Source organism: Microbispora sp. H10836 (assembly GCF_012999525.1).
Lineage (GTDB): Bacteria > Actinomycetota > Actinomycetes > Streptosporangiales > Streptosporangiaceae > Microbispora.
On sequence record NZ_JABBWU010000024.1, the window covers coordinates 18,430 to 44,017 of the forward strand.

At 71.6% G+C, this 25,588-nt stretch carries 26 protein-coding genes and 2 tRNA genes; 9 read left to right on the forward strand and 19 right to left on the reverse strand.

Translation table 11 applies throughout. The annotated features are described in order from the left end of the window. Positions 1-5: 5 nt before the first annotated feature. The 10 genes from HHX30_RS33180 to HHX30_RS33225 all read right to left on the reverse strand — a co-directional run bounded on the left by HHX30_RS33180 (position 6) and on the right by HHX30_RS33225 (position 10,722). Positions 6-1,265, reverse strand: a complete 1,260-nt coding sequence (locus HHX30_RS33180) for an FAD-binding oxidoreductase (RefSeq protein ID WP_169987100.1) — start codon at positions 1,263-1,265, stop codon at positions 6-8. A gap of 115 nt (positions 1,266-1,380) precedes the next feature. Further along, the gene (locus HHX30_RS33185) at positions 1,381-2,910 is read right to left on the reverse strand and encodes a CdaR family transcriptional regulator (protein WP_169987102.1); all 1,530 of its coding nucleotides are present in this window, start codon (positions 2,908-2,910) and stop codon (positions 1,381-1,383) included. A gap of 107 nt (positions 2,911-3,017) precedes the next feature. Then, positions 3,018-3,094 (reverse strand) — tRNA-Met (locus HHX30_RS33190). A gap of 299 nt (positions 3,095-3,393) precedes the next feature. Further along, positions 3,394-3,849, reverse strand: a complete 456-nt coding sequence (locus tag HHX30_RS33195) for a DUF5615 family PIN-like protein (RefSeq protein ID WP_169987104.1) — start codon at positions 3,847-3,849, stop codon at positions 3,394-3,396. After that, entirely contained in the window at positions 3,846-4,493 is a 648-nt protein-coding gene (locus tag HHX30_RS33200) for a DUF433 domain-containing protein (RefSeq protein WP_311922970.1), read from the reverse strand. The genes HHX30_RS33195 and HHX30_RS33200 overlap by 4 nt, the downstream gene beginning before the upstream one ends. 284 nt (positions 4,494-4,777) lie before the next feature. Next, positions 4,778-4,854 (reverse strand) — tRNA-Met (locus HHX30_RS33205). A gap of 82 nt (positions 4,855-4,936) precedes the next feature. Beyond that, positions 4,937-7,903 carry a UPF0182 family protein gene (locus HHX30_RS33210; protein ID WP_311922971.1) on the reverse strand — a complete coding sequence of 989 codons (2,967 nt, stop codon included), beginning with the start codon at positions 7,901-7,903 and terminating at the stop codon, positions 4,937-4,939. 206 nt (positions 7,904-8,109) lie between these two features. After that, positions 8,110-9,156, reverse strand: coding sequence for a PDZ domain-containing protein (locus HHX30_RS33215; protein ID WP_169987108.1), 1,047 nt, complete (start codon positions 9,154-9,156; stop codon positions 8,110-8,112). Between the two features lie 28 nt (positions 9,157-9,184). Beyond that, positions 9,185-9,610 carry a molybdenum cofactor biosynthesis protein MoaE gene (locus HHX30_RS33220; protein ID WP_169987110.1) on the reverse strand — a complete coding sequence of 142 codons (426 nt, stop codon included), beginning with the start codon at positions 9,608-9,610 and terminating at the stop codon, positions 9,185-9,187. Positions 9,611-9,651: 41 nt separating this feature from the next. Further along, complete coding sequence (locus HHX30_RS33225) at positions 9,652-10,722, reverse strand: NAD-dependent epimerase/dehydratase family protein (protein ID WP_311922972.1); 1,071 nt, start codon at positions 10,720-10,722, stop codon at positions 9,652-9,654. A gap of 82 nt (positions 10,723-10,804) precedes the next feature. On the opposite strand from HHX30_RS33225, the gene HHX30_RS33230 reads away from it, so the two are divergent. The 3 genes from HHX30_RS33230 to HHX30_RS33240 all read left to right on the forward strand — a co-directional run bounded on the left by HHX30_RS33230 (position 10,805) and on the right by HHX30_RS33240 (position 13,723). Continuing rightward, positions 10,805-12,085 carry a zinc-dependent metalloprotease gene (locus tag HHX30_RS33230; protein ID WP_396706168.1) on the forward strand — a complete coding sequence of 427 codons (1,281 nt, stop codon included), beginning with the start codon at positions 10,805-10,807 and terminating at the stop codon, positions 12,083-12,085. Between the two features lie 30 nt (positions 12,086-12,115). Continuing rightward, complete coding sequence (locus HHX30_RS33235; RefSeq protein WP_169987115.1) at positions 12,116-12,658, forward strand: NUDIX hydrolase; 543 nt, start codon at positions 12,116-12,118, stop codon at positions 12,656-12,658. Between the two features lie 66 nt (positions 12,659-12,724). After that, positions 12,725-13,723: an endonuclease/exonuclease/phosphatase family protein gene (locus HHX30_RS33240; protein WP_169987117.1), complete on the forward strand. Its 999-nt coding sequence runs from the start codon at positions 12,725-12,727 to the stop codon at positions 13,721-13,723. A 1-nt stretch (position 13,724) separates the two neighbouring features. Here HHX30_RS33240 and HHX30_RS33245 read toward each other — a convergent pair whose 3' ends face one another. Both HHX30_RS33245 and HHX30_RS33250 read right to left on the reverse strand, forming a co-directional pair. Continuing rightward, on the reverse strand, positions 13,725-14,300 hold the full coding sequence (locus tag HHX30_RS33245; RefSeq protein WP_211592974.1) for a DUF2064 domain-containing protein: 576 nt from the start codon (positions 14,298-14,300) through the stop codon (positions 13,725-13,727). After that, positions 14,297-14,812, reverse strand: coding sequence for a M48 family metallopeptidase (locus tag HHX30_RS33250; RefSeq protein ID WP_169987119.1), 516 nt, complete (start codon positions 14,810-14,812; stop codon positions 14,297-14,299). The genes HHX30_RS33245 and HHX30_RS33250 overlap by 4 nt, the downstream gene beginning before the upstream one ends. A gap of 200 nt (positions 14,813-15,012) precedes the next feature. On the opposite strand from HHX30_RS33250, the gene HHX30_RS33255 reads away from it, so the two are divergent. The 4 genes from HHX30_RS33255 to HHX30_RS33265 all read left to right on the forward strand — a co-directional run bounded on the left by HHX30_RS33255 (position 15,013) and on the right by HHX30_RS33265 (position 18,396). Beyond that, positions 15,013-16,101 carry a ThiF family adenylyltransferase gene (locus HHX30_RS33255; RefSeq protein WP_169987121.1) on the forward strand — a complete coding sequence of 363 codons (1,089 nt, stop codon included), beginning with the start codon at positions 15,013-15,015 and terminating at the stop codon, positions 16,099-16,101. A gap of 101 nt (positions 16,102-16,202) precedes the next feature. Further along, positions 16,203-16,601 (forward strand): nitrilase-related carbon-nitrogen hydrolase, encoded by a 399-nt coding sequence (locus HHX30_RS40940; RefSeq protein WP_211593003.1) that lies wholly within the window; start codon positions 16,203-16,205, stop codon positions 16,599-16,601. After that, positions 16,598-16,855, forward strand: coding sequence for a hypothetical protein (locus HHX30_RS40945; RefSeq protein ID WP_211592975.1), 258 nt, complete (start codon positions 16,598-16,600; stop codon positions 16,853-16,855). The genes HHX30_RS40940 and HHX30_RS40945 overlap by 4 nt, the downstream gene beginning before the upstream one ends. Positions 16,856-17,052: 197 nt before the next feature. Continuing rightward, positions 17,053-18,396, forward strand: coding sequence for an AarF/ABC1/UbiB kinase family protein (locus tag HHX30_RS33265; protein WP_169987123.1), 1,344 nt, complete (start codon positions 17,053-17,055; stop codon positions 18,394-18,396). A gap of 3 nt (positions 18,397-18,399) precedes the next feature. On the opposite strand, the gene HHX30_RS33270 is transcribed toward HHX30_RS33265, so the two are convergent. The 6 genes from HHX30_RS33270 to HHX30_RS33295 all read right to left on the reverse strand — a co-directional run bounded on the left by HHX30_RS33270 (position 18,400) and on the right by HHX30_RS33295 (position 23,126). Further along, on the reverse strand, positions 18,400-18,876 hold the full coding sequence (locus HHX30_RS33270) for a hypothetical protein (RefSeq protein ID WP_169987125.1): 477 nt from the start codon (positions 18,874-18,876) through the stop codon (positions 18,400-18,402). 251 nt (positions 18,877-19,127) lie between these two features. Beyond that, on the reverse strand, positions 19,128-19,310 hold the full coding sequence (locus HHX30_RS33275; protein WP_169987078.1) for a hypothetical protein: 183 nt from the start codon (positions 19,308-19,310) through the stop codon (positions 19,128-19,130). A 40-nt stretch (positions 19,311-19,350) separates the two neighbouring features. Further along, positions 19,351-19,614: a WhiB family transcriptional regulator gene (locus tag HHX30_RS33280; RefSeq protein ID WP_079315495.1), complete on the reverse strand. Its 264-nt coding sequence runs from the start codon at positions 19,612-19,614 to the stop codon at positions 19,351-19,353. A 120-nt stretch (positions 19,615-19,734) separates the two neighbouring features. Beyond that, positions 19,735-20,016, reverse strand: a complete 282-nt coding sequence (locus tag HHX30_RS33285; RefSeq protein ID WP_169987127.1) for a hypothetical protein — start codon at positions 20,014-20,016, stop codon at positions 19,735-19,737. A 119-nt stretch (positions 20,017-20,135) separates the two neighbouring features. Next, positions 20,136-21,032, reverse strand: a complete 897-nt coding sequence (locus tag HHX30_RS33290) for an acyl-CoA thioesterase II (protein WP_169987267.1) — start codon at positions 21,030-21,032, stop codon at positions 20,136-20,138. Between the two features lie 24 nt (positions 21,033-21,056). Continuing rightward, a complete protein-coding gene (locus tag HHX30_RS33295; protein ID WP_396706177.1) occupies positions 21,057-23,126 on the reverse strand; it encodes an ATP-dependent DNA helicase UvrD2 in 2,070 nt (689 codons plus the stop codon). Between the two features lie 147 nt (positions 23,127-23,273). Between HHX30_RS33295 and HHX30_RS33300 the strand changes: the two genes are divergently transcribed. Further along, positions 23,274-24,254, forward strand: a complete 981-nt coding sequence (locus HHX30_RS33300) for an alpha/beta hydrolase (protein ID WP_169987131.1) — start codon at positions 23,274-23,276, stop codon at positions 24,252-24,254. A 76-nt stretch (positions 24,255-24,330) separates the two neighbouring features. Then, positions 24,331-24,570, forward strand: coding sequence for a mycoredoxin (locus HHX30_RS33305; protein ID WP_169987133.1), 240 nt, complete (start codon positions 24,331-24,333; stop codon positions 24,568-24,570). A 19-nt stretch (positions 24,571-24,589) separates the two neighbouring features. Here HHX30_RS33305 and nudC read toward each other — a convergent pair whose 3' ends face one another. Continuing rightward, positions 24,590-25,489 carry an NAD(+) diphosphatase gene (nudC, locus tag HHX30_RS33310; protein ID WP_396706225.1) on the reverse strand — a complete coding sequence of 300 codons (900 nt, stop codon included), beginning with the start codon at positions 25,487-25,489 and terminating at the stop codon, positions 24,590-24,592. Between the last annotated feature and the right edge of the window lie 99 nt (positions 25,490-25,588).

A 25,588-nucleotide genomic window follows, 5' to 3' on the forward strand; every position in this document is an offset into this window, starting at 1 on the left:
AGCCGTCAGCGCAGCGGATCGCACTCCCGCAGGGCGGCGGGCTGCTTGCCGGTGGTGATCTGCTCGGCGAGGAGCCGTCCGGTGACCGGGCCCTGAGCCATACCCCACATGCCGTGCCCGCCGGCCACGTAGATCCCCGGAGCGTTCGTCGCACCGACCAGCGCCCGCCCGTCGGTCGTGACCGGCCGCGGACCGACCCAGACGTCGGTGCGTTCCTCCCAGCGCACGCCCTTGAGCAGGGGGCGGGCGGAGGCGATGATCGCCTTGAGCCGGGCCTCGACGATCGGGGCGTCGGGGTCGCGGAACTCCATGGTGCCCGCCACGCGCAGCCCGCCCTGATAGGGCGTGCAGGCCACCCGCACGTCCGGCAGGTAGATCGGGCCGGGGACGGGGTGGTCCACCGGCACGGTGAACGAGTAGCCGCGGCCGGCCTGCACCGGGACGCGTACGCCCCAGCGGCCCGCCAGCCGGGACAGCCAGGCGCCGGTGGCCAGCACCGCCGCGTCGGCGGACAGGACGGCGCCGTCACGGGCCACCACGACGACCTTCTTGGTGTCGGTGCGCACGTCCGCGACCTCGAAGGTCTCCACGGTCGCGCCTCGGGCGACGACGGCCTCGCCCAGGGCGTGCACGAAGCGGCCGGGGTCGACGTAGCGCTGCCCGTTGATCCGCACCCCCGCGCCCAGGGCGCCGGAGGCGAGCGGCATCGCCTCGGCCAACTGCGCGGCGTTCAGGACGTCGTGGTCCACCCGCTGCCCGGCGGCGGCCATTCTGCGCAGCTCGTGGAGCAGGCCCGCGGCCTGGCGCGGCGTGCGGAATCCGGCGGTGATCGGCGCGTCCTCGACGGGCGCGGCCACGCCGTTCGCGGCGAGCACCTCGTACGCCTCGATGCACTCCTCGTTGAGCGGCAGGCCGGCACGGACCGCCCGGGTCCACGACGACCACCGGCAGTTGGCGGCGAATCGGGTCAGGAACGCCCACAAGCCCGGATCGACGGTCGCCGGGACGTGCAGCGGCGCGGCCGGGTTCACCAGCGAGCGCAGGCCGTAACGCAGCACGGAGGGCTCGTTCAGCGGGATGGCCAGGCCGGGCGCGATCCAGCCCGCGTTGCCCCACGACGCGCCGGCGGCCACGCCCCGGCGGTCGACCACGGTGACCTCCACACCGCGTTCCTGCAGGAACCACGCGGTGGACAGGCCCACGATCCCCGCCCCCACGACGATCACCGACCCCGGCCATTCGTTCACGCGCTCGGCGCCGGACATATCCCACCTCCACACAGGCGACTGCTCTCCCGTTCAGGATGGCCCGTACGGCGTCGCGGACCCTTGTAGGAGCCACACAATCGCGACGCTCCTGTTGTGGGGTGCTGACAACCTCCTAGTCGTCCTCCGCGGCGAGAGTGATGACCATGGCGAGGCGCTTGCGTGGGTCGTCGAGGTGCAGCGGGGTCACCTCGCTCATCCTGCGCAGCCGGTTGCGCACCGTGTTGGCGTGCACGCCGAGCCGTTCGGCGGCGACCGCGAGATCGCCCTGGGCCTCCAGCCACGCCCGCAACGTCGCCACGTAGTGGGTGTCGTGGAGGGCGTCGTGGCGGCGCAGCGCGCTCACCGGCCCGCGCGCGGGGGTGCGTGCCGCGCGCGCCGCGGCACGCAACCGCTGGAGCAGGATGTCGTCCCAGGACTCGTCGTACGCGGGCGGACCGGCGTGCGAGGTGTCCCTCTCATGCAGCGCCAGGCACTCCTCCGCCTCCTGCCGGGCGGCCGGCAGGTCCGCCGGCTGCGCCGCCGCGCCGATCCCGGCCGCGACGCGCACCCGCGACGGCAGCCCGGCCGCCAGGGTGGCCACCCAATCCCGTGCCGCCGCCGCCCCCGCGTCCGGCAGGACGGTGTAGAGCGTGTCGCCGAGCAGCGCGCTTCTCCCGGGCCTGGACCACCCGAAGCCGGTGGTGGCCCGTTCGAAGGCCAGCAGGAGCATGGCGTGCGGCTCCTCGGTGGTGTGCGTGCGCACCGCCACGACCCGCATCTCCCGCGCGGGCAGCCCCAGCCGGCTGACCACGGTCGCGGCGTCGGCGGTGCCCTCGAGCAGCCGGACGACCAGGTCGGACTCCACCTGCCGTTCCAGGTCCGCGCTCGCCCGGGAGCGGAGCAGGTGCAACGCGACGGTGCGCGCGCCGTTCGCGAGCGCGGTGTGCCGCGTCCCGGTCAGGGGGCTGCCGCACGTCACCCATACGGACCCGAGCAGCTCGCGGCCGGCCCGCACCGCCACCGCCATCCGCCCGGTCATGCCGTGCCGCGGGTCCGGTTCGACGAACATCGGCTCGTCCGTCGCCGCCAGCCGGGCGAACACCCCACGCTCGCGGAAGACCTCCCGCAGCCGCTCCGGGACCTGCCGCACCAGGATCGTCTCCAGCCGGGCCGGGTCGCCCGCCTGCTGCGAGCGGGAGTAGGCGAGCACCCGCGAGAGCGGGTCCTCGATGGTCACGGCGCCTCCGACGGCGTCGGCCAGGCTGTCGGCCAGCGCGAACAGGTCCGTGGGCCCGCGCCCCGACTCGGTCTCCCGCCCTTCGAGCACCAGTCCGTAGACCACGCCGACGAGGTGGCTCCACGAGACCGCGGGATCGACCAGCATCACCGCCACGTCGTTGCTCTCGCCGGCCACGGTCGCCTCGCGCGCGGTCTCGGCGCCCGCGCGCACCAGGACCACCGTGGCCTGCGCCGCGACCGCCCACCGCACCGCCTCGGTCACCGATCCGGCTCCCACGGCCACGAGCACGTCGCCGGTGACCCGGCCGTCGGTCGCGTCCGGTATCGCCACGCTGCGCAGCCGCGCCGTACGCCTGTCAGGCCGGCCGCACAGCCGCACGCCGTACACGCCCAGCACGTTGACCAGGCGATCCAGCGTGATCATGGGCAACTCCTGTCCGAGACCCGGTGGCGGTGCCCGTCCCGCCCGCGGCCCCTCCGGGAAACGCCGAAGGCCCGGTCTCCGTTTCCGGAGGCCGGGCCTTCATTTCTTGGTAGCGGGGACAGGATTTGAACCTGCGACCTCTGGGTTATGAGCCCAGCGAGCTACCGAACTGCTCCACCCCGCGTCGTTGTGTTTGTTAGCTTACCCCCACCGGGGACCAGTGCCAAATCGGTTTCCTCTCGAACGCACCGCGTCGGTCGCCAGGCCACCCGGGACCAGACCGATCCACCGGCGTCGTCCTGGTGAGCACTCCACGCGGTGGCGAGCGGATCACCAGCCACAGGCCCCGCCCACCGTCGGCGTCGACGTCCGACACGCGCACCGCCGGTGCGGCTGGTGGACAGCAGGAGCGGCACATCGTCGAGGACCGGAGCCCTGACCTGTCCGGCCAGCAGCCCGCGCCCTCAGCGGTCGGATTGTGCTTCAGTCCGTGGAGTAGGAGATCCAGAACTTCGGCGGATCCGCCAAAGGGTCGATCAATTGATAGCGGGCTTTCGGTGTCGGGTCGATGCTGCGCAGAGTGATCAGCCTCTGGCCGTTCGCCTCCTGCAACACGGCCAAGGCACCGGGGAGACCCGCAGCGACTGTCGCGATGGCAATCCCCATCCCTGCCAGGCCATGGTGCTTGTGTGGATACTCAACTCGATGCAGGCCCGAAGCCGCGATCGCCGCCACCTCCCGCGGACGCTGCATCTGCCGCCCGTCGTTTGTCACAACCACCTGGAAGCCCTCAGCCGCCGCCAGCGGGTAAAGGCTCTCGTCGCGGGTGCCGGACCAGCCAGGCATATCAAGCAGGTGAACGATCTCGTGATTCAGAACGAAGGCGGTGAGGGCCTGGTAGAGCGGCTTGGGGACGTTCTCATCCAGCAGCAGCCTCACGCGGTCCTCTCGGGGGGGTCGTAGCTGTCGACGTAATCGGCGAAATCCGCGGCCTGCAGCGCGGCCGTCGCGGTGACGCTGGGGTAGTAGACAGGAATCCGATCAGCCGGAACGCCGTCCCGGAGGAGCGCGGCGACCTCGTCATAAGGCACCCGCGTGCCCTCGATCACCGGGATTCCACCCCTGACCGCCGGATCCACCGTGACGTGGTCACGCGGGCGTAGGAGGTCGGGAATATGGCGACCGTCTCGATAGAACGGTCGCAGGACGTCCACCATCTCGTGAATGACGATGTTCTTCTTACTGCGGACCAGATCGACGGCCTGAGCCGGCTCCACCAAGTAGATGCTGCTGCCGTCGGCCACGAGGCGGTACTCCGAAAGGTGCTCACGCTCTCCCAGATCATCGCGGAGCGTGTCCAACGCCCTTCTGATCTTCTGCAGCGAAGCGTCGTTGCGCAGCTTGACGCAGGTTCGCAACGCCATGACGTCCCTGAAGGAGTACAGGACGGGACGGACAGCGGAGATTTCGGGAACCAGCAGAGCCCCACGACCCGAACCGGCCTTCCGCCAGTGGGCGAGCTGGCGAAGCGTGGCACCCGACAGCGCCGCGGCGAGCTTCGGACTGTAGGACAACCGCTTCACCTCCTCCTACCGGGCATGCGGACGCTACACGGCCCATCATGGCAAAGATCTCCCCGATGTTCCCGGTGTTCCCGGCGTCCTATGCAGCCGATCATCGCCCCTGTTCAGAGGCCCGGGCATATCCACTCAGGTGGCGCGTGATCGTGAATCATCGCCCTGACAAGCCGGTCCAGCATGGTCGTCGTGAACACGCCGATTCGGCGCCTAACGGCTTGCACCATGGCCGGTTACCGGCCATCGAACATGAAGAAGCCCTCGAACCCATGGGTTCGAGGGCTTCCATTTGGTAGCGGGGACAGGATTTGAACCTGCGACCTCTGGGTTATGAGCCCAGCGAGCTACCGAGCTGCTCCACCCCGCGTCGGCTCTACGAGGTTATCCCGGTATCGGGCGGGAGGCAAACCGGAGCCCCGCGCCGTGTGGGGCGCGGGGCTCCGGAGGGTTCAGCCGCTCGGTGCGGGGCTGGGAGTCGCACTGGCCGGTGGACTCCCACCCGGGCTGGCGCCGGCGCTCGGACTCGCGCTCGGGGCCGGAGACGCCGTCGCGGCGGGCACCGCGCCCTTCACCTTCGCCAGGTCGTCCAGCGCCTTCTTGAGCGAGGTCTGCGCGTCACCGTACGCCTTCCAGTCGGGCGGGTTCGCCGACAGCGCCTTCTGCGAGTCCTCGTACGCCCGCTGGGCCCGGTCGAGCGCCGACGTCAGCGCCGGGACGTTCTCCGGCGGCGTGACCTGGCCGGGCGGCTGGTTCGCCGTCTGGTCGGGTCTCTGTTCCGGCGGCCTGGCCACCGTGCCGCCGAACACCTGCTCCAGCGCGTCGCTCAGCGTGGCGCCGAAGCCGACCTTCTCGCCGTACAGCACGAGCACCCGGCGCAGGGTCGGGTACTTGCCCGAGGTTTCCGCACGCGGCTGGATGTAGACCGGCTCGACGTACAGGAGCCCGCCGCCGAACGGCAGCGTGAGCAGGTTGCCGTACAGCACGTCGGTGCCGCCGCCGCGCAGCAGGTTCAGCTCGGTCGACACCGTGGTGTTCGACTCGAACAGGTTCTGCGCCTGTGGCGGACCCTGGATGGCCGTCGTGCTCGGCAGCTGGAGGATCTCCAGTGGGGGGTTCGGCGTGGTGGCCGTCGCGTCGACCGCCATGAACGCCGCCATGTTCTGCCGCTGGTTGGGCACGAACGTGGTCGTGAGTGAGAAGCGCTCGGTGTCGCTGCCCGGCATCTTCATCGTCACGTAGTACGGCGGCTGCTTGCTCTTGCCGGTCGCCGGGTCCTCCGGGACCTTCCAGAAGTCCTGGCCGCTGAAGAACGCGTTGGCGTCGGTGACGTGGTAGGAGGTCAGGATCTCCCGCTGCGCCTTGAACAGGTCGGCCGGGTAGCGCAGGTGGGCGCGCAGCCCCTGGCTGATCTGCGAGGCCGGCTTGACGACCCCGCCGAAGGCCTTCTGCCAGGTCTTCAGCACCGGGTCGGACTCGTCCCAGGCGTACAGGGTCACGGTGCCGTCGTAGGCGTCCACGGTGGCCTTGACCGAGTTGCGGATGTAGTTGACCTCGTCCCTGGGCACCTGCGGCACGCCGAGCCTGCTGCTCTGGACGTCGGTGGTCAGCGACTCCAGGCTCTTGCGCTCCGAGTAGGGGTAGGAGTCGGAGGTCGTGTACGCGTCCACGATCCACACGATCCGCCCGTCCACCACGGACGGGTACGGGTCGCGGTCCAGCGTGAGGAACGGCGCGACCTGCTGGATGCGCTGCACCGGCTCACGGTTGTAGAGGATGCGGGACTCGTCGTTGATGTTCGAGTTGAGCAGCAGGTTGGTCTCGCCGTACTTCACCGCGTAGAGCAGCCGGCGGAAGAAGTTCCCGACGGAGACGCCGCCCTTGCCCTCGTAGGTGTTGTTGACCTGGCCGGTGTTGTTCGGCTGGTCGGCGCCCGCCTGACCCTGCTGGGGGTAGTCCAGCTCGATGGGCCTGGCCGAGCCGGGCCCGCCGACGATCGAGTAGTCGGGCGAGTTCTCACCGAAGTAGATGCGGGGCTCGTAGTCGCCGAGGTCTCCGACCGGCGGGATGTCGCGCTCGCTGAACTCCGGCAGGCCGCTGCTGTCCACCTTGTTGCCCGGCGCGGCGACGAAGCCGAAGCCGTGCGTGTAGACCAGGTGGTCGTTGATCCAGTTGCGCTGCCCGTCCGGCGGGCGGCCGATCTCGCGGACCGCCACCACCGTGTCGCGCGGCTTGCCGTCGACGGGATACCTGTCGATGTCGAGCTGCTCGGGGAACTGGTAGTAGCCGCGGATCTGCTGCTTCTGCTGGAACGTCGGCGACAGCAGGCTGGGGTCGAGCAGGCGCATGCCGGGGATGGCCGACGCCTCGGTCTGCAGCACGGAGGCGTCCGCGTCGGTCTTGGCGCTGTACTCCGTGACCTTCGCCGTATCGACTCCGTACGCTTTTCGAGTCGCGTCGATGTTCCGCTGGATGTACGCCTGCTCCTTGCTCTGCTGGTTCGGCTTGACCTGGAACTGCTCGACCAGCGAGGGATACACGGTGCCAATCAGGACGGCCGACAGCACGAGCAGCCCGAACGCCACGCCGGGGAACATCCCGCCGGGCCGGATGACGCCGGCGAAGAAGATCAGCGCGCAGATGAGGGAGATGACCGCGAGGATCCCCTTGGCCGGGAGCACCGCGTGCACGTCGGTGTACGACGCGCCGAACGTCTTCCCGCGGTCGGAGAAGACCAGGCTGTACCTGTCGAGCCAGTAGGCCGCGGCCTTGAGCAGGACGAACACGCCGAGCAGCACCGACAGGTGCGCCCTGGCGGCCCGGGTGGCGTGCACCCCACCGGGCGAGGAGATCCGGAACCCGCCGTACAGGTAGTGCACGACCACGGCCGCGATGATCGACAGGATCACGGCCGTGAACAGGAAGTTCAGCAGCATCCGCAGGAACGGAATCGTGAACACGAAGAACGACAGGTCGATGCCGAACTGCGCGTCCTTCTCGTTGAAGGGCGTCCGGTTCACGAACTTCAGCCAGGTCCCCCACTGCCCGGCCGTGGACGACCCCGTGAACAGGGCCAGCACGGCCATGCCGACCAGGAAGACCATCCGCCGGTGCGGATCGAGTGCGACCCGGTAGCGGTCGGCGCCCTGCGGCGCCCCGAACATGCCCGGCCCGAACATCGGCCGGGTGCGGTGCGCGAGCACCATGTTGCCGCCCACGATGACGATCATCAGGGCGGCGCCCACGACGAACAGCACCACCTGGGTGAGCAGCAGCGTGGAGAACACCGAGGAGAAGCTCACCGAGTCGTACCAAAGGTAGTCGGTGTAGATTCCCGAGAAGATCAGCAGTAACACGACGATCGCCACGACGGCGATAAGTACGGGTATCAGAAGGCGCGGCCGTCGGGGCAAGCGCACCGCCCGTCCGGCTCCGGGGCTCCGGAAGCTCAACGCTCAACCCCTTGTCTCGGATTGTGTAGGGCCAGGATTGTCAGAGGGCAACGGTCCGTGCTAGGAAACCTACACTGCGAGGAGCGCGGTCGTGGTAACGGATCTGATCGTTATCACGATGCCGCTCACAGCCAAGACCGGCAGGTCACAGGCCACGCGCCCCCCGCGTACGCTCAGGCGGCCGGGCAGGAGGGGACCACGCCCGAGCGGCCGCGCAGGGAGTCGATCGCCTTGATCGCGCCGTCCAGCGTCTCGACCCGCACCAGGCGCAGCCCGGAGGGCACGGCCTTGACGGCGGCCGCGCAGTTGCCCGCGGGCGTGAGGAAGACCGTGGCGCCGGCCCGGCGCGCGCCGACCATCTTCTGCTCGATCCCGCCGATCGGGCCGACGTTGCCGGCCGGGTCGATCGTCCCGGTGCCGGCGATCGACATGCCCCCGGTGAGCGCCCCGGGTGTCAGCTTGTCGTAGATGCCCAGTGAGAACATCAGTCCGGCGCTCGGCCCGCCGACCTCGCCGACGCTGATGTCGACCTTGAACGGGAACCGGTAGCTCGCCCGCATCTGCACGCCGACCCTGGCCTTGCCGTCCTTGCCCGCCACCGTGCCGACCGGCACCTCGGTCGAGGCGCCGCCGCGCCGCACGGTGAACGTCACCGGCTCTCCCGGCTTGTGGCGTTGCACGGACGCCGCGACGGACCCGAGCTCGCCCACCGCGGCGCCGTCCACCGCCGTGATCTCGTCTCCGGGCTTGAGCTTCCCGTCGGCCGGCGTCCCCTTGTCGGTCTGCGCGACCGTGACCACTTTCTCGATGGGGATCTTCAGCGCGTTCAGCGCGGCGGCGGTGGCCGACTGCTGCGAGTCGGTCATCTCCTGGACGTTCTGCTCCTCGACCTGCTCGGCCGAGGTCGACTTCGGGAACAGCGTCTCCTCCGGCACCACGGCGATCGTCGGGTCGAGCCAGCCGCGCAGCGCGGTGATCAGGTCGAGACGGTTGTCCGGCCCGCCCTGGTAGGCCACGGTGACCAGGCTCAGCCTGCCCTGTGTGGGGTAGGTCTCGCGGCCCGAGATCGCGATGACCGGTTTGCCCTTGACGTCCCCGATCGTGTTCTCGGTGGGGCCCGGGCTCAGCACGACGTACGGCACGGGGAGCATGGCGCCGATCACGGCCAACGCGAGCGCGAGGAAACCCGCGACCAGAAGGGTCAGAGCGCGTCGGGACATGGACGAACTCTATGCGTTCCGCGTCGCGCTAATCGCAGGCGCCGACCCACTCGGCGCCCCCGTCGGCGAACACCTGGTGCTTCCAGATGGGCACCTCGTGCTTGAGGTCGTCGATCAGTCTGCGGCAGGCCTCGAACGCCTCGCCGCGGTGCGGGCAGGCGGCCGCCACGACGACGGCGATCTCCCCCAAGCGCAGGTCGCCCACCCGGTGGACGGCCGCCAGCGCCGTCACCCGGTGGTCGGCCGCCACCTTCTCCGCGACCCTGCGCAACTGCTCCTCGGCGGACGGGTGCGCCGAATACGACAGGAGCGTCACCGGCCTGCCGCCGTCCTGCTCGCGCACCGTGCCGACGAACACCGCCGTGCCTCCCGCCGCGTGGTCCTCCACCGCGCCCAGCACCTCGTCCACGGACAGCGGGGTGTCGCGAATGCCCAGCAATCGGATGACGTCCACGGTCCGAGATTAGTGCCTGAGCAGGATCAGATGCGGCGCAGTCAGGTGCGGCGCTTGCGGCGGGCGGCGCGGACGATCGCGGCCGTGCCGATGACCGCGACGGTCGCGCCCGCGGCGGTGATCGTGGCCTCCTTGCCCGACAGGCGGCGGCCGACGACGGCGTGCCTGCCCGCGGACAGTTCGAGCAGTTCACGCAGGACCGCCTCGTTGGTCCAGGCCGCCTTCCAGCCCGCCTCCCGCAGCGCCACGCCGTCGACCACCCAGGGATAGACGACGTAGTGGAGGTCGGTCGCGGCGGTCGGCGTGATGCCGAGCCGGTGCAGCCGCTGCGCGGTGCCGAACGTCACACCCGCGGGCAGCTCGAACCGCTTCAGGCCGGAGATCTCCTCCACCTGCTCCATCTCCAGCCAGCCCTCCGAGCCGACCGCCACGACCCCGCCGACCCTGCCCAGGGCGGCGGCCTCCAGCGCGGAGACCAGGTCGTCGACGTGGCAGAACTGCCAGCGCGGCAGGCAGCCCTTCACCACCAGCAGCCGGGGCGCCTCGAAGTGGCGGGTGATGACCGTGTCGACGCCCGGCCCGACCAGGGCGGCGGGCCGCAGCACGGTCACCTCAAGGCCCGGGTGCGCCCGCAGCGACCGCCGTACCAGCGCCTCGATCTCCAGGTGGTCGCCCACCAGGCCGGTGTCGGGCTCGGCCGCGACCGGGGCGTCCTCGGGCAGGGGCACCGGGTTGTCGGCGGCGGCGCCGTACACCATGGCGCTCGTCACGAGCACGACCCGCCGCACCCTGGCCGCGGCGCAGGCCGTGAGCACGGTCTGGGCGGCGCGCAGGTTGTAGCGGCGGCGCTCGGCGGGATCGGTGTCGAGCGACTCGTCCATGCCGAGATGCACCAGGACGTCCACATCGGAGATCCGGTTCGCCAAGAGCGGATCACGAATGTCGAGGACCCGCCAGGTGACGTCCGGGACGTCGCCGCGTTGTTCGTCGATGGCCACCACACGGCGGAATTCCGCAGACGAGGCCACCTTCGCGAGGAACGCCCGGCCGAGACCGGAGGCGGCGCCGGTGACGGCGACGACGGGGGGACGCAGGCGTTTCGAGGTAGGCACGAGGTCCTCACTTTGCACTGATCCGCCCCACGGCGGATAACGTGGCGGATGTGGACTCCTCCATCCTGCACGAGGTGGCGCGGTGACTGACCTGCCAGGTCGCGAAAACGACCCCAATGACAATCCGTTCGCCATGTTCGGCAGCCCGGAGCAGATCGCCGCGGCCATGCGGCAGTTCGCCGACATGCTGTCCGCCTCCCCGGAGGCCGGGCCCGTCAACTGGGACATGGCGAAGAACATCGCACGGCACGCCGTGGTCGCCGAGGGCGATCCGAGCGTCATGGAGGGCGAGCGACGCCAGATCGTCGAGGCCCTCAACCTGGCCGACCTGTGGCTCAACGAGGTGACCACGCTGCCGAGCGGCGTGAGCGTCCCGCAGGCCTGGAGCCGGTCGGAGTGGATCGAGAAGACGATCCCGGTCTGGAAGCAGCTGTGCGATCCCGTCGCCGCCCAGATGGTGGAGACGATGGGCGGCACGCTCGGCGGGGCGGGCCTGCCCCCCGAGGCACAGGCCATGGCCGGGCCGCTCATGGGCATGCTCAGGCAGATGGGCAGCATGATGGTCGGCCAGCAGATCGGCCAGGCCCTCGGCTCGCTCGCCCGCGAGGTGGTCGGCTCCTCCGACATCGGCCTGCCCCTGTCCGACACCGCCGCCCTGCTGCCCGGGGGCGTCGCCGCCTTCAGCAGCGGCCTGGAGACGCCCTCGGACGAGATCCGGCTCTACCTGGCGCTGCGCGAGGCGGCGCACCACCGGCTCTTCCAGCACGTCCCGTGGCTGCGGGCGCACCTGCTCGGCACGGTCGAGGAGTACGCCCAGGGCATCACGGTGGACGTGTCCGCCCTGCAGGACAAGCTGCAGGGGCTCGACCTCAGCGACCCGGAGCGGATCCAGGAGGTCCTGGGGGGCGGCGAGCTGCTCAAGCCCGAGGAGACCGAGCGGCAGAAGGCCGCGCTCACCCGCCTGGAGACCGCGCTCGCGCTGGTCGAGGGCTGGGTGGCCACGGTGGTCGACGCCGCCGCCCAGGGCAAGCTCCCGTCCGCCGTGGCCCTGGCCGAGACGCTGCGGCGCCGCCGTGCCACGGGTGGCCCGGCCGAGCGGACCTTCGCCACGCTGGTGGGCCTCGAGCTGCGCCCGAGACGGCTGCGTGAGGCGGCGGCCCTGTGGAAGGCCCTGGGCGACGAGCGCGGGATCGAGGGCCGGGACGCCGTCTGGGGTCACCCCGACCTGATGCCGACGGCGGACGACCTGGACAACCCCGAGTCGTTCGTGAAGGGCGAGGCCGAGTTCGACCTGTCCGCCTTGGACGAGCCCGGAGAGCCCGGGGAGCCCGGAGAGCGGGGCCCGGAGGAGACCGGCAAGTAGGAGTCCGCCGGCTGTCGGTAGGCTGCGCCGGTGAGCCTGCACCGTGACGCGCACGCCGTACTGGCCGGATGGGTCGCGCCCACCCCCGAGGAGGAGGGGCTCCGCGAGGAGTTCCTGACGCACCTGCGCGACCACGACGACGCGATGTGGCGCGAGTGCGCTCCCGGCCACCTCACGGCGACGACGGCCGTGCTGTCGCACGACGGCGAACGGGTGCTGCTGACCCTGCACCCCAAGGCCGGGATGTGGCTGCCGATGGGCGGGCACTGCGAGAGGTCCGACACCACGCTCGCGCAGGTCGCCCTGCGCGAGGCCACCGAGGAGTCGGGCATCCCCGGGCTGGTCCTGCTGGACGGGCCGCTCGCCCTCGACCGGCACAAGGTCTGGTGCCACCCGCCGCACAGCTGGCATCTCGACGTCGAGTACGGCGCGGTCGCGCCGCCGGGGGCCGAGGCGGTGATCAGCGAGGAGTCCCTCGACCTGCGCTGGTTCCCGGTGGAGGAGATCCCGGAGCTGAGCGACGAGGCCACCCGGCGCCTGGCCCGCCGCGCCCGGTCCCTGTGCCGCGCCTGACTTCTGCACGGTTCGTGCACGTCTCCCTCACACCGCGTCGCACAACCGGTGGCTAGGGTCACCCCCATGACGAAGCTGGACGTGGGCGGCGAGATCGTCTCTCCCCCGCGCCGCGGGCTGCGGGTCTCCCCGCGCCTGGCGTGGGTCGCGGCGGCGCCGTTCGCGCTCTGGGCCGCGGCCCGGCTCGCCGGCGTCGATCGCATCGGGGGAGCCGCCGTCGCGCTGATGACAGGCACGCCGCACGTCGCGGCCGCGTCGCTCGCGGCGGTCCTGGTCGCGCTGGCCGCCCGCCGCCCGGCCGTGATCGCGGTGGCGGCGGCGTCGTCGGTCCTGCTGGCGGCCGTGGTCCTGCCCCGCGCGGCCGAAACGGCCCCCACGGCCACCGGGCCGTCGCTGCGGATCCTCACGGTCAACCTCTTCTACGGCAGCGGCGACGCCGCGACCGTGGTGGACCTCGTACGCGGGCTCGAACCGGACGTGCTCACCACCCAGGAGCTCACTCCCGAGGCCGTCGGGGCGCTGGACGCGGCGGGCCTGGGGAGGCTCCTGCCGTACCGGCACCTGGAGGACGGGCCCGGGCCCTCGGGCAGCGGGATATACGCGCGCCATCCCCTGACGAAGGCGCCCGGCTTCGCGCCCGAGGGCGGTCACAACATGCCGAGGGCTCGCCTCGCCCTGCCGTCCGGGCCGCCTGTGGAGATCGTCGACGTGCACACGCTCGCGCCGCTGAGCAATGGTGACGTCGCCCAGTGGACCGCCGAGCTGGCGGCGCTCCCGGCCGCTTCCCCCGGCGTCGTACGCGTCCTGGCCGGTGACTTCAACGCGAGCCTCGACCACTCGGCCCTGCGCGCGGTGCTCGGGCGGGGTTACGCGGACGCGGCCGACGCGACCGGCGACGGCCTGACCACCACCTGGCCGGCGAACCGGCGGTACCCGCCGTTGATCACGATCGACCATGTGATGTACGACCGGAGGGCGTCGGCCGTGCGGACCGGGGTCCACACGGTCCCGGGCAGCGACCACCGGGCGTTGTTCGCCGAACTCCGCCTGCCCGGACGCCTGTGACTCAGGTCAGCAGGGCCCGGGTGTTGTCCCAGCCTTCGAGGCCGGGGTCGAGGCGGGCCACGTCCTGCGGCTTCCTGAGCCGGTGCCAGCCGGGACCCGTGGCGACCATGCGGGGACCGGGCGCCCTGCGGCGCATCGCCGCGACGACGTCGGGCTCGTCGAGATCCGGCGCGGCCCAGCCGGGGACCGGCAGCCGCGCCGCCACGGCGACCGCGCCGCCGCCCTCCGCCGGGCAGACCGCGAGGTGCGCCCGGCCGAGTTCCCGGAAGAGCTTCCCGATCAGCAGGGGCGGCAGGTCGGGGGCGTCGGCACCGACGACCACCGCCTCCTCCCCCGGTGGAAGCGCCGCGAACGCGTCGGCGGGAGAGGCGATAGGCAGGACGGGCGTGCCCGGCCAGGCGATGTCCTCGAGCCCCGGCACTCCGGCCGACAGGATCACCGGCCGCACCAGTTCGAGCCCGGCGACCATCTCGTAGGTGTCCTCGGCGATCGCCGTCAGGAACGCGGCCGGATCGACGCCGGGCGGAGCCGCGTCCGCCATGCCCGGCGTGACCAGCACCGCGGCGATCCGGGTCAACACTCCTCCGGGGCGCCGTTGGCCGCCATCGAGAAGCCCTCCAGGAAGCCCCGCGCGCGTTCCGCCCGGGGATAGCGCTCGACGAGGGCCCAGAACCGCGGGCCGTGACTCGGCACGAGCAGGTGGACGAGCTCGTGCATGATGACGTAGTCGACGACCCAGGCCGGCATGCCCCGCAGCCGGGCCGACAGCCTGATCGTGCCGTGGTCGGGCGTGCACGAACCCCATCTGTGGAGCTGGTTCTCCACCCACCGCACGCTGGCCGGCATGGCCTTGCCGTCGAGGTAGCGCGCGGAGAGCTCCGTCGCCCGTTCGAGCAGGTCGTCGTCGCTCGGGCGTCTTCGCTGCTCCTTGGCCGCTAGGCGGTCGAGCATGCGGCGTACCCATTGCTCCTCGTCGGTCGTGCTCAGACCGGCCGGAAGCAACACGATGGTCTTGTCTCCATCGCGGTACGCGGAAACGGTTCGCCGCCGTCGTGCGCTCCGACGAACCTCGACTGTCTCGGGGGGCACATATGAAAGGTAGCCGACACGCGCCGAATTCCACAGGGGGTGATACACGTTCTCCCTGGTCAATCGGGCGAACGTGACCTTGCGGGCGTGAAAACTACGGGGTTGCGGATATTCACCAACCACGAACACCCCGGTAATTATCCACAGCCCCGCTGGTTCCGGCGCCCGGCCCGGCCGGTGTATGGCATGGTCTGGCGACTATGAGACCTCGTCTGAAGCCCGTCCTGCGCCGGATCGAGCGGGACGGCCGCACGCTGCAGTTCGGCGTCCATCCGCTGCGGGCCGTCGTGCTGACCGGTGTCGAGCCGCCCGTGCGCCGCCTGATCGACGGCCTGGACGGCACCCGCACCCTCCGGCAGGCGGTGGCCGGGAGCGGCCTCGACGAGTCCGCCGCCCAGGAGGTGGTCGCCCGGCTCGCCGCACACGGCCTGATCGAGGACGCCGCGGCCCGGCCGGAGCCCCTGGCGGACCTGCCTCTGGCCGATCGGGACCGCCTCCGTCCCGACTTGGACAGGCTGTCGCTGACCGCCACCGACGGCGGCATGAGCGCCCTGTCCGCGCGCAGGGCGGCGCGGGTTCGCGTGTACGGCGCGGGCCGGGTCGGCGCCCGGGTCGTCAGCCTGCTCGCCGCCGCCGGAGTGGGCCACATCTGCGTGGTCGATCCCGGCACGGCCACCGCGGGCGACGTGGTCCCGGGCGGAATCGGCCGCGCGGAGACGGGGATGACCCGCGAGGAGGCCGCCGTGCTCGCGGCCCGGCGGATGTCCCCCGCCGTCAACGCCTGGCCCGGCCGGGCCGCCTCCCGCCTGTCCGACGGCGGTGTGCACCCGGATCTCGTGATCCTCGCGCCCGCCGCCCCGCTCGACGCCACGCTGGTCCACGAGATCGTGACCGAGGGGGTGGCGCACCTGCTCGTCTGCGCGTTCGAGGGCCACGGCTCGGTTGGGCCCTTCGTCGTCCCCGGGCTCACCCCCTGCCTGCGCTGCCTCGATCTCACCCGCCGCGACCGGGACCCGTCCTGGCCCCTCGTGGGCGCCCGGCTCGGGGGTTATCCGGCGGGCGAGATCGCCTGCGACGTCGTGCTGTCCTGTCTCGTGGCCGCGCAGGCGGCGGGTCAGGCTCTGGCCTATCTCGACGAGGGACGCGTGCCGGAGGGCCTGCTGGAGGTGTCGCCCGGATGGCGCTGGCGGCACCGCGCCTGCGAGCCGCACCCCGACTGCGGCTGCGTCCGCAGCGACCTGATCGGCGCCGCCGTGATCGCGCCGCGCGCTCCCGGGCAGGCGGCGTGAACCACCGCCCGGCCGGCGCGCACGCCGCGCCGGGGCCGGCACCTCGTCGACCCCTCAAACTGCGCAGACGTCCCTGACCACCTCCAGGAAATTGCGGATAGCTGCACGCGTTCGAGCACGAGGCCATCGGCAGCGGTGACTCCTACACCGTCTTCGATACGCCCTGGGGCTTCCGCGCGGGCGTCCTCATCTGCTGGGACAACAACCTGGTGGAGAACGTCCGGGCGACCGCGCTGCTGAGCGCCTCGGTGCTGCTCGCGCCGCACCAGACCGGTGGCACCGCCTCTCGCAGTCCCCACGGCATGCAGCCGATCCCGCCGGAGCTGTGGCGGCGCAGGAGCAGCGATCCGGAGGCGATCGAGGCCGAGCTGCGCGGGCCGAACGGACGCGAGTGGCTGATGCGGTGGCTGCCCGCGCGCGCCCACGACAACGGCCTGTTCATCCTGTTCAGCAACGGGATCGGCCAAGACGACGACGAGTCCGCACAGGCAACGCCATGATCCTCGACCCGTACGGCAGGGTCGTCAAGGAGACCTCGGCGGCCGGCGACGACATGGTCGTCGCCGGCCTCGATCTCGGAATGCTGCCGCTGTCGACCGGCCGCCGGTGGCTGCAGGGGCGGCGGCCGGAGCTGTACGGCATCCTCACCCGGCGCTTCGGGGACGAGCGGGACCCCAGGACCGCCCGGTTCGCCGAGGAGCCCGTGCCGGTCACGCGCACCCCCGGACGTACGGACCGGCCCGGTTCCGCCTGAGCCGGCCGCGCGCCGCGCACGGCCGCCATACGGCCCGTCACGCGTCTCACCCGCGGATACTCGTGTCACAACAGCAATGGTGTGACCAATGTCATACGCGGCCTATTTCCCCGAAAGGCTCGCGACCGCCGAAGCCCGGGCGGCCGGACGATCGGAAATTGTGGTTGAAAGCGCCCTTCATCGCCGACAATGGTCGTGTGAGTGACCTTCCCCACCGTGCCGTGACCCGCTCGGCAAAGCTCGCGACACTCCCCCTCGGGTTCGCCGGCCGCACCGCGCTCGGACTGGGCAGGCGGCTCGGTGGCGCCTCCGCGGAGATCGTCACCCAGGAGATCCAGCGGCGTACGGCCGACCAGATCTTCAAGGTGCTCGGCGAGCTCAAGGGCGGGGCCATGAAGCTCGGGCAGGCCCTGTCGATCTTCGAGGCCGCGCTGCCACCCGAGATCGCCGGGCCCTACCGGGCGACGCTGACGCGCCTGCAGGAGGCCGCGCCGCCGCTTCCGGCCGCCACCGTCCACCGGGTCCTGACCGAGCAACTGGGCGACGACTGGCGGGAGAACTTCCTGGAGTTCGACGACCGGCCGAGCGCCGCGGCGTCCATCGGGCAGGTGCACCGCGCCGTGTGGCACGACGGCCGCCCGGTCGCCGTGAAGATCCAGTATCCGGGGGCGGGCAAGGCCCTGATCTCCGACTTCAACCAGCTCGCGCGGCTCGGCAAGCTCTTCGGCGCCATGTTGCCCGGTCTGGACATCAAGCCGGTCCTGGCCGAGCTCAAGGAGCGGGTCGCCGAGGAGCTCGACTACCTCAAGGAGGCCGAGGCCCAGCACGCGTTCGCCGAGGAGTTCCGCGACGACCCGGACTTCCACGTGCCCGCCGTGATCGCGGCCAACGAGCAGATCCTGGTCACCGAGTGGATGACGGGAACCCCGCTCTCCAAGATCATCACCGATGGCACGCAGGAGGAGCGCAACCACGCCGGCCTGCTGTTCGTCCGCTTCCTGTTCTGCTCTCCGGCCCGGGTCGGAATGCTGCACGCCGACCCCCACCCGGGCAACTTCCGGCTGATGGAGGACGGACGGCTCGGCGTGCTGGACTTCGGCGCGGTCAACCGCATGCCCGGCGGCTACCCCGTCGTGTTCGGCAGGCTCACGCGCATCTTCAACCAGGGCGACATGGACACGGTCGTGCGCGGGCTGCGCGATGAGGGGTTCATCCGCCCGCACATCGAGATCAATCCCGACGCCCTGCGGGCCTTCCTCGCACCGTACGTCGAGCCGACCCGGGTCGAGGAGTTCGCCTTCAGCAGGGAGTGGCTGCGGCAGCAGGCGGCGACCGTGGCCGACCTGCGGTCGAACAACGTGGTCCGCCAGCTCAACCTGCCCGCGTCCTACGTGCTGATCCACCGCGTGCACGCGGCCGGCGTCGGCGTGCTGTGCCAGCTCGGCGCCACCGCCCGCTTCCGCGACGAGGTCGTGCGCTGGGTGCCCGGCTTCGGCGACGAGGCGGGCGAGTCGGAGGACAGCGCGCTCACCCTGACCTGAGCGTCATCTGCCTGCGCCGCCCCGGCTCTCCACCGCCTTCAGGGTCTGGTTGATCACGCAGCGGTTGATCCCCTTCCTGCAGTTGCCGTTGAGCGTGTTGGTGAAGACGCTGACGCTCGACACCTGCTGGACGCCGGCGAAGGTGACGGCGCTGTTGGCCGCGGGCGCGTTCACGTTGCGCCGGCCCGCCGATATCTGTTTGACCGGGCTTTTGATGGCGGGCGCGTTCGAGGTGTCGGTTCCCCCGCTGATCTGGGTCGCTCCGTCACCATGACCGTCACCATGACCCTCACCGTGGCCGTGGCCGTTGGCATGGCGGGCCCGGAACGCTCCGGGCGTCGGTGCGGCCTCGGCTCCCGGTGCGGCCGGCCCCCACAGTCCGATCACGAAAGCGGCCACGAGGCCGATCCCGAGCGCGGTGGCGGCAGGCCCTCGCGCGCCCGCCGCGTGATCAACCGCACCTGGCGTCCGCTCGCCCATCCAAGTCCCACCCACCGCTCGCGCGTCGCTCCGCCTGCCCCGTACGGCCGTACGGCCCGGGGCGCTCCGGCTCATACCCCGCGATCGCGGGGGTCTCTCGCGACAGACGATCTTCTGTGCGTCCGGTGATCGCTTCTTTACCGGTTCGGGGTGGCGGCCGGGCGACCCACAGCACGACGATGGGCGGTCCCGCCGGGGACCGCCCATCTGAACGAGCTGTCGGACGATTTGGTGCGGTGGACGCTATCGCGTCACATGCGCGCCAGCGCGGAGCTCAGCCGCCGGGACGCGCGCTCGGCCTGCCGGCGTGCTCTCTGCACGCTCCTGATCCGGCCGGCCAGCCGCTCCTGCGCCGCCTCCTCGTGCAGGGTCCGTATTCGCTCGTGCGCCAGTTCTTGATTCAGATACATGGCGGTGGTCGGGGAGATGCTCATCTGGATCGGTTCCTTCCGGGAAAATCGCTGGAATTGCTGGTCAGGCGGCGACGGGAGACTTGCGCGGGCGCCCACGGGGACGCTTGCGGGGTACGACGACCCCCCTCAGGATGAGCTCCCCGCCCCAGACGCCCCACGGCTCCTCGCGCTCCAGCGCGCGGGCCAGGCAGGCCTTCTGGATCGGGCAGCCGCCGCAGAGCGCCTTGGCGAACTCCACGTCCTCGGGGGACTCGGCGAACCACAGGTCGGGGTCGGTACGACAGGGGATTTCGGCTTCGATCAGGTCCATGACCGGGGCCGCCATCTGCGTCACCTCTTCGAGTGTTTGGTCTGGGTGTCCTCGTTTTGGGGTGTGGATTCGTGGCCGACAAACAAGAAGGCCGCGGATCCTGGTGCGGATCCGCGGCCCGGAGATGGAGACCGGTCAGGGTATGACTGGTCCTCTCCAGGCGTCGTGCGGACCCTGCGCACCGCCGCGAGCGGCGGTGCGGATCTGCTCATCGCTCATCGGCCGGTTCACGTAGACCGGACGGTGGGCGGGGTTGCCGTGGCTGGCCGGGCGGGCGAACGCGCCGAAGGCGGCCGAGCCCGCGACTCCGGTGATCAGAGCCTGGGCAGGAGCGGCCTCGCCACGCCGCAGTTTCGTCGGCATGACAATGGCGGCCGGGCATGCGGAGGCGAGCCACAGCGTGCGGGATGTCGTCATGTTCCTCACTGGACTCACCTCCATTTCAGTGCGATCGCCGGACCGAAGCGTCCGGCTGACTTGTCCAAGACCCTAAACCGCCGTGGCAGGGCGGGCAACCTATTTTCTACCTGCGATTTTCACGACTTCGTGACATCGGGATGGAGCGCGGGCGACACCCGCACCAAGCATTCCTGAACCACGGATACGGCCAGGTCTCCGGCGGCGGTGAACATCTGCCCGCGGGCGAGCCCGCGGGCCGCCCCGGACCAGGGCGACTCCTGGGCGTAGAGCAGCCAGTCGTCGGCCCGGAAGGGCCGGTGGAACCACATGGCGTGGTCCAGCGAGGCGCCGGACACCGCCGAGGACCCCCAGGCGAGGCCGTGGGCCAGCAGCACGGTGTCCACCAGCGTGAAGTCGCTGGCGTAGGCCGCGAGCACGACGTGCAGCAGCGGGTCGTCGGGCAGGTCGGCGTCGTACCGGAACCAGACGTTGTTCTCGGCGGTGACCAGGGCGGGGTCGTGGGCGGCCTCCCAGGTCAGCGCGTTCACGTACCGCGCGTCGACCGGGCGCGGCTTGGCCAGCAGCTCGCGCCAGCCCGGCTCGTCGCCCACGATGTCGAGCATCCGCTTCTGGAAGGTCGGCAGGGTCTCGGGGGCCGGCACCTCCGGCATGCGGGCGGCCTGGTGGCTCACGCCCGGCTCGTCGATGTGGAACGACACCGACATCGAGAAGATGGCCTTGCCGTGCTGGATGGCCGTGATGCGCCGGGTGGTGAACGACCGCCCGTCGCGCACCCGCTCCACGTTGTAGACGATCGGGACGGCCGGGTCCCCGGGCCGGATGAAGTAGGCGTGCAGCGAGTGGACCATCCGGTCGGACGGCACCGTACGGCCGGCCGCCACGAGGGCCTGCGCCGCCACCTGGCCGCCGAAGACCCGCTGGATGCGCTCCTCCGGGCTGCGCCCCCGGAAGATGTCGAGCTCGATCTGTTCGAGATCGAGCAGGTCCAGCAGCTCCTTCAGGGCCGAGTTCACGGGAGCCTCCAGCACGCGCGGATATTACTCGTCGGTAACACTATCGGCAACACTGTCGGCGCCGCGGCAGAGCTCGAGGACCGCGTCGCCGTACCGCTCAAGTTTGACGCGTCCGATTCCGGCGATCGAGAGCAGGTCCTCCTCGGAGGTGGGCCCCCGCTCGGCGATGGCCTGGAGGGTGACGTCCGTGAAGACGACGTACGCCGGCACCTTGGCCTCCTTCGCCGCCGCGGTGCGCCACGCCTTGAGCCGTTCGAGCAGGGCCTCGTCGTAGTCCGCCGGGCAGGTCGCGCAGCGGCCCAGCTTCTGCTCCGCGGCGGCGGCGAGCGTCCGGCCGCAGATCCGGCAGTGCAGCGGCGCCGCCGACCGCTTCGCCCGTCCGCCGGCCCCTCCCCCGGGCCGCTCGGACCGGGCCGGGCCCGCCGTACGGGGGGACAGCCCGTCGAGGAAGCGCGACGGCCTGCGGGCGCGGCGGCCCCCCGGCGAGCGGGCGAGCGCCCACGACAGGTGCAGGTGCTCGCGGGCCCGGGTGATCCCGACGTACAGCAGCCGCCGTTCCTCCTCGACCTGGTCCGGCGTCTCCGCGTAGACGATCGGGACCATGCCGTCGGTCAGGCCGACGAGGAAGACCGCGTCCCACTCCAGGCCCTTGGCGGCGTGCAGGGACGCGAGCGTCACGCCCTCGACCGGCGGCGCGTGCTGCTCCATCGCCCTGCGCTCCAGCTCGCCGACGAAGCGGGGAAGGTCGGCGCCCTCGGCCGCCATGTCCTCGGCCAGGTCGGCGAGCGCCTTGAGCGACTCCCACTTCTCCCTGGCCTTGCCGCCCCCGGGCGGCTCGGCGGTCAGCCCGATCCCCGACAGGATCGCGTGCACGGCGGGCGCGAGCGGCTCGTCGCCCGCCGACCGGGCCGCGCCGCGCAGCAGCACCACGGCCTGGCGCACCTCGGGCCGCTCGAAGAACCGCTCCGCCCCGCGCAGCAGGTACGGCACGCCGGCGTCGGTGAAGGCCTGCTCGTACGCCTCGGACTGGGCATTGACCCGGAACAGCACGGCGACCTCGCGGGTGGGCACGCCGTCCGCCATCAGCTTCTTGACCGTGAGCGCGACGCCGAGCGCCTCGGCCTGCTCGTCGTCGTACTCGGTGAAGGCCGGCTCGGGTCCGTCCGGCCGCTGGGCGACCAGTTCCAGCCGGTGGGGCGAGCGCGCCATGACGCGGTTGGCCAGCGTGACCACCTGCGGGGTCGAGCGGTAGTCGCGCACCAGCCTGATCACGGCGGCCGAGGGGTGCTCGACGGCGAAGTTGGTCAGATAGTGGGGCGTCGCGCCGGTGAACGAGTAGATGGTCTGGTTGGGGTCGCCCACCACGCACACGTCGTCACGCCCGCCGAGCCAGGTGTCGAGCAGCAGCTTCTGCAGCGGGTTGACGTCCTGGAACTCGTCGACCACGAAGTAGCGGTACTGCTGGCGGATCTGGGTCGCGACCTCGCGGTGCTCGGTCATCACCGCCGCCGTGAGCTCGAGGATCGTCTCGAAGTCGATGAGGTTGCGCTGGCGGCGCAGGCTCTCGTAGCCCTCGTACAGCCGCGCCACCTCCTCGGGCGCGATCGGCGGGGTGCGGCGGGCCTTGACGGCGGCGGCCGGGTAGTCCTCGGGACCGACCTGGGTGACCTTCGCCCACTCGATCTCGCTCGCGACGTCGCGCAGCTCGCCGCGGTCGGGGTTCCTGCGCAGGCGCCGGGCCGCCTCCACGAGCAGCGGCAGCTTCGACTCGACCACCTGCGGCGGGTCGCCGCCGACCACCCTGGGCCAGAAGTAGCTGAGCTGGCGCAGGGCCGCCGCATGGAAGGTCCGGGCCTGCACGCCGGGCGCTCCGAGCCCGCGCAGCCGCTGCTTCAGCTCCCCCGCCGCGCGGGTCGTGAAGGTCACGGCGAGCACGCCCTGCGGCTCGACGACCCCGGTCTGCACGGCATAGGCGATGCGGTGCGTGATGGCGCGGGTCTTGCCGGTCCCCGCCCCGGCGAGCACGCACACCGGTCCGCGCACCGCCTGGGCGACCTCGCGCTGCTCGGGATCCAGACCCTCGAGGACGTCCAAGGAGCGGCTCCTGACATGCGTTGCGGACGTTGTTACTGGCATCATCCTTCCAGCAGCCGACCGAGCGTGTCCCGGCGACCGGTCGGCGCACGACGCAACATCGGGGAGGAACACGCCGTGGCCACCGCGGTCCGAACTGCTTTAGGCATGGGCACCGCCGCCCTCGCCGCCCTCATACTCGCTCCGCCCGCCGCCCAGGCGGCCGCGGCGGGCGACCCCGTCCGCCGCCCCTCCGCTTCCCCCGCCCCGTCCCCCACGACGTCCGCGAGCCCGTCGCCCTCGCCGTCCCCGTCGGCATCCCCCTCGCCGTCGGCCACGCCGTACGGCCCGAGGGTCCGCACCTACGCGTACGGCTCGCACGCGCGCCAGATCATGGACGTGTGGTGGCACACCGCCGGTCCGCGCCGCCCGATCGTGTTCGTGATCCACGGCGGCTGGTGGTCCGGGGGCGACAAGAAGTACATGACCTCGATCACCCGCAGCTACTCCGAGCTCGGCTACACCGTCGTCAACCTCGACTACCGCCTGTCGGGCGACGCGGCCTGGCCGGCCCAGCGCACCGACGTCATGTCCGCCGTCAACGCCGTGCGCAGGCACGCGGCGATGTTCAACGCCGACCCCAATCGCTATGTGCTGCTCGGCTTCTCCGCCGGCGGCCACCTCGCCACCGCCGTCGGCGCGTACGGCGACGGGCGGCCGGGCCTGCGCGGGGTCGTCGGGATCTCCCCGCCCGTCTCGCCGCTGTCGGCGTTCGCGGACGGCAGCGCGTTCGGCAGCAAGGAGCAGCAGAAGCTGCGCAAGGCGGCCATAAAGCTGGCCGGCGGCTGCGTGCCCGCCAAGTGCCCGCGCGTCTGGTCGAGCATGGAGGTGCCGTTCCACGCCTCGGCCGGCGACCCGCCCATGCTCACCATCCACTCGTCTGAGGAGTTCGTCCCGCCGTACCAGAGCGAGATGCTCAAGGAGTCGCTGCAGACCGTCGGGGTTCCGATGATCGTCAAGACGATGGCCGGCACCCAGCACAGCGCGCCGCTCTACCGGGAGCCGGGAGTGGCCGAGAGCGTCCAGGCCTGGATCACCGCCAGGCTGGGGCGCGTCGCGACGCCCGCGGCGTCCTCGCCACAGCGGTAGGCGGGAACACCCGGCGCGCCGGCGATGTTGCCATGACTGCTCTCGGCAACAGTGATGCGCACGAAAGGGACGACAGATGGCGCTGACGGTTTACACCACGAGCTGGTGCGGCCCCTGCAAGCGGCTCAAGGGCCAGCTCACGCGGGAGGGCATCCCCTTCAGCGAGGTCGACATCGAGCGTCATCCGGACGCCGCCGAGTTCGTCGCGAGCGTGAACAACGGCAACCAGGTCGTTCCCACCGTGGTGACGGACTGCCACACCATGACCAACCCCTCGGTCGCCGAGGTGAAGCGGCACCTCGCAGGCGCCTGCTAGTGCCGCCAGGGGCACTAGATCACCAGCCGGTGTCGGGGATCGGCGCGCCGTACCAGGTCTCGATCAGCCGCCGGGCGATCGAGACCTGGCCGGGCAGGACCAGCTCGCCCGAGCGGACCTGGATCTCCAGCTCCTCCCGGGACAGCCAGCGGGCCTCGGCGATCTCCTCCCGGTCGGGGCGCAGGTCGGTGGTGACGGCGCGGGCGAAGAAGCCAAGCATCAGGCTGCGCGGGAACGGCCAGGGCTGGCTGCCGAGGTAGCGCGGCGCGGTGACGGCGACGCCCACCTCCTCCAGGACCTCGCGGACCACGGCGTGCTCCAGCGACTCCCCCGGCTCGACGAACCCGGCGAGCACCGACATCCGGCCTTGCGGCCATTGCGGGCCGCGCGCCAGCAGGATCCGGCCCTCGTCGTCGTGCACCAGCATGATCACCGCGGGGTCGACACGCGGGAAGTGCTGGCTGCCGTCCCGCGGGCACACCCGCATGTGGCCCGACGCGGTGACGTCCGTACGGCTGCCGCACCGCGGGCAGTACTCGTGGCTCGCGTGCCACGCCTCGAGGGCCACCGCGTAGACGAGCAGCCCGGCGTCGCGGTCGTCGAGCAGCACCGCGGCCTCCCTGAGGCCCGCGACGTCGCCCTCGGGCAGGGTGGCGTTGACCGCGAAGTAGGCCACGCCGTCCTCGTCCACGCCCAGCAGGTAACGCGTGCCCTCCGGTGCCTCGGCCGGCGAGGTGAGCACCAGGGCCGCGCCGTCGCTGAAGCGGCGCACCACCGTGCGGCCGTCGTGGATGAGGAAGACTCTCGTCTTGTCCGCCTCCCACGCCCGCCGCAGCCAATCCTCGTCGCCGCGCAGGGCCGCCGAGCGGTCGATGGCGCTCCTCGCCAGGAGCAGGGGCCCGAGCAGTCCGTCCGCGATTTCCACGCCGTCATCCTTCCACCGCCGCCGCCCCGGCAATCTCCCCTCCCGTGGCGTTCACCCGTCGAATGACCGACGTTCGGGACTAGGATGCTCTCA